This window comes from Actinomycetota bacterium (assembly GCA_035697485.1).
Lineage (GTDB): Bacteria > Actinomycetota > UBA4738 > UBA4738 > HRBIN12 > JAOUEA01.
Genome location: DASSCU010000039.1, coordinates 1 through 3,501 on the forward strand (window position 1 = coordinate 1; position 3,501 = coordinate 3,501).

3 protein-coding genes are annotated in these 3,501 nt (G+C 68.7%); 1 reads left to right on the forward strand and 2 read right to left on the reverse strand.

Translation table 11 applies throughout. The features are described from left to right. The coding region (locus VFI59_11385; protein ID HET6714298.1) for an SDR family oxidoreductase at nt 1-1,775 on the reverse strand (1,775 nt) is incomplete at its 3' end. A 49-nt stretch (nt 1,776-1,824) separates the two neighbouring features. Next, nucleotides 1,825-2,256: a hypothetical protein gene (locus tag VFI59_11390; GenBank protein ID HET6714299.1), complete on the reverse strand. Its 432-nt coding sequence runs from the start codon at nt 2,254-2,256 to the stop codon at nt 1,825-1,827. Between the two features lie 283 nt (nt 2,257-2,539). On the opposite strand from VFI59_11390, the gene VFI59_11395 reads away from it, so the two are divergent. Next, nucleotides 2,540-3,501, forward strand: a 962-nt coding sequence (locus VFI59_11395) for a hypothetical protein (GenBank protein HET6714300.1), incomplete at its 3' end; no start/stop codon positions are given.

Sequence of the window (3,501 nt, forward strand, 5' to 3'; positions counted from 1 at the left end):
GAGCGCAGGAAGTCGCCGCGATCGCGCCGGTCGATCTGCAGATAGCCGGGGATGCGCCCGAACACGCTCGCGAGCTCGCGCGGCCACTCGTCGGGGGTGAGGTCGGCCATGCGGGCCCACACGTAGCTCTCGACCACGTTCGACGAGATGATCGTGCCCTCCATGTCGAACAGGGCGAGGACCGGCTCCTCACGCTCGCGGATCGTCACCGTGGGGCGCTCGCGATCGCGCTTCGAGAGCTCTCGCAGCGACTGGGTCACGGCCGGGGAGTGCACGTCCTGCAAGTAGTACTTCCAGTCGACCATCGCGGCGTCGAACGGGAACATCGCCTTGTCCTCGGCGCTCAGCGACTCGAAGAGCCCGAGCGTACGGTCGTCGGTGTAGACGACCTCTGTCTCGGTGTACAGGCCGTAGAGGTCGCTGTAGCGCTTCACGAAGTCGACCCGCGCCTTGTCGCGATCGACGCGGCGCACGGCGTCACGCATCGCCTTCGACTTCGGCAGGTGGGTCACGATCTGCTCCGCGATGTCGGTGAAGCGCTCGGCCCGCCGCAGCATGCGCTCGACGGTGAGGTTGCCCGGGAAGTCCCACTCGGGGACCTTGTGCTCGCCCCGGCCCCGCTCTGGCAGCGGGTGCTCCTCGAAGTAGGCACGGATCCATTCGTACAGCTCGAAGAACCGCAACGGGTTCCTCGAGCCCGAGCTCACGTTGTAGTGGTGCACCTGACCGGGCGGCGGCGGGTTCGCCGCGACCGCGAACAAGGCGTTCACGACGAAGTCGACCGGGATGATGTCGATGATCCCCTCCGGGATGCCGGGGAACTCGGGGATCTGCCCGAGGCCGTACGCGCGGATGATCGGGTCGGCCATCTTGAACCCGTCGATCCAGCCCGGGAACGGGTGCGTGTACGCCGACTCGATGATCGACGGGCGCACGATGCTGAGCGGCAGGTTCGCCTCGGCCGCGAGGTCCTCGACCGCCCGCTCGCCCATCGCCTTCGTGAACGTGTAGACGTCGGGCCATCCGAGCGAGCGGGCGCGGGTGCGTCCGTACTCGACGAGCCGCTTCGTCACCCACTTCTGACGGCGTTCCTCCGCGTCGTCGGCGACGGTCGTCGGGCCTGCCCGGGAGTGCTCCTCGCGCGCGAGGTCCATGAACGCGTTCAGCATCTCGGGCTTGCGGCTGGCCGCCTCCACGTCCTTGCGCGCAGCCATCGCGAGCTCGAGTTCGAGCATGTAGTCGACGCGGTGCTCGAGCGGACCCTCGGGGATCACGCCCTTCTGCACGCCGGCCACGTACGCGGTCGACACGTGCACCAGCGCCGGTGCCGAGCCGCTCGCGATCACCCCGCCGTAGAGGTTCATCGCCCCCCGCAGGTTCGTCATGAACCCCTCGTCGATCGGGGGGTCGAAGCTGACGGTGGCCGCGGAGTGCATGGCAACGTCGATGCCGGCCGGGATCTCGGGCTTGCCCCGGCTGAAGTCGCCGTCGATCACGTCGACGCGCTCGTCGAGCATCGCCCTCAGGCCGCTCTCGCCGAGGCGCTCGCGCAGGGTGTCGAAGGCAGGCTTGCGGAAGAGGTACTCGACGCGTTCGCGACTCGTCGTACCGGTCTGACCGCGCACGAGCAGCACCACGCGCGTCTCGGGGAAGTCGGCGAGCAGCCGTTCGAAGACGACCTGCGCGAGGAAACCGGTCACCCCTGTGAGCAACATCGTCTTGCCCGAGAGGGCCTCGACGATCGAGGAAGATGCGGGCTGCCGCGTCTCTACCACACGGCAGATTATGCCTCTCTACCGGTCGGTAGACAAATCGAGGGTCAGATCACGAGGAGAACGCGGTGTCGCCGTCCCGCGACTTCATCAGCTCGTACCACTGACCCTCGTACGCGTCCTTCGGTTCGGAGCCCTCCGGAGCCTCGAGGGTGTCCTCGTCGCGATCCTCGCTGACCCGAGGCACGGCGGTGACGGTGACGGCGGTGTTCCTTCCGCCCGACCGTGCGCGGATCGACTCGAGCCGGGTGATGTGATCGACGACGGCGGCCAGCTCTTCTTCGAGACGGTCACGGTCGTCGATCGACTTCCTGATCGCCTGGTCGAGCGTGGACTCGAGCTCGGCGGCCGCGCGCGCGGCCTCGTCGGCGAGCCGGCGCCGGCGCTCCTCGGTCTCCTCCAACTCGGCCTCGGCCCGCTCGAAACGCTCGAGCGCGCCGTCCAGCAGCGGGTCGGATCGGTGGTGCACGATGTCGTCGGCCATCATCCCTCCCAAGAGACAGGCTCATTTGCAGCATCGGTCGCTGCCCGGCCGAAACTTGACCGCGTCGTTCGTCGCGGCGCGCGATCGCGGGCTACGGCGCGGCAGGCGGGGCGCCGAACCGCCTCCTGCGCAGTGCGATGGCGAACGGCGTCCCCCTCACGGGCCTCCTGAAATCCTCCGGCGGCCCCACACGGTGTGATTCAGGCGAAACCGCTCTCTCAGCCGATACCCGAAGGCAGGTACGGGCTGTCGCTCGCACCGCAGGATCAGCCGAGGGGGATCGATGACACGTCGGATCTGGCTCGCGGGGCTCGCGGTCACGCTCGTGATCGCAGGGATCGCGACGACGGGAGGGGCTCGGGAACCTCGACACCAGCGCTCGGACGAGGCGAAGGGGCTGGTGTTCGAGGGTCTCGAGAGGAAGGCGAACGGCGCCTGCGCAGGTCAGTACCGGATCGAGCTCGGTGAGCGGGGCGCGGCATGCACCCACGGCCCCGATCCTGCCCCCCGAGGCATCGACGTCAGGGATCGGCGGTCGGTGGCCGACATCACCCAGAGCACCCAGCAGGTGACCGACCAGATCGGTGCGAGCGGCGTCTGGTGCACGGGCGACGGCGCCGACGGATCGAGGGTGCAGGCGGTGTACGCCGTGGCGAGCGACCGCCCCGACCGCTTCGCCGAGATCGCGCCACTGATCGCGACGTGGACCGGCCAGATGGACACGGTCGTGAACCACAGCGCCGCCGAGACCGGCGGCGAACGGCACATCCGGTTCGTGACCACGCCGGGCTGCGTGCTCGACGTCGCACACGCCGTGCTCTCGCCCACCGGCGACGACACCCTGTCGAACACGATCACCGAACTCCGCGCGGCGGGGCTGAATCGCACCGACCGGAAGTACATGGTCTGGGCCGACGCGACCGTGTACTGCGGCATCGGTCAGGTTGGCGGCGGAGACACGGCCGGCCTCACCAACGGTGCCAACAAGGGCCCGCATTACGCTCGCGTCGACAGCGGATGCTGGGCACGCACCGATCACCTGTCGGAAGTGCACGAGCTGATGCACACGCTCGGCGCCGTGCAGCTCAGCGCGCCCCACAGCACCGGCGGCTACCACTGCACCGACGAGTCGGATCTGATGTGCTACCGGGACTCCGCGTCGTCACCGCCGATCACGAATCCGTGCCCCAGCGCCCACGAGTGGCTGCTGGACTGCAACCACGACGACTACTTCCACACATCGCC

Coding starts and splice junctions, on each gene's coding strand:
- VFI59_11390 (HET6714299.1), bottom strand. CDS start 2,256: ATGGCCGACGACATCGTGCACCACCGATCCGACCCGCTGCTGGACGGC.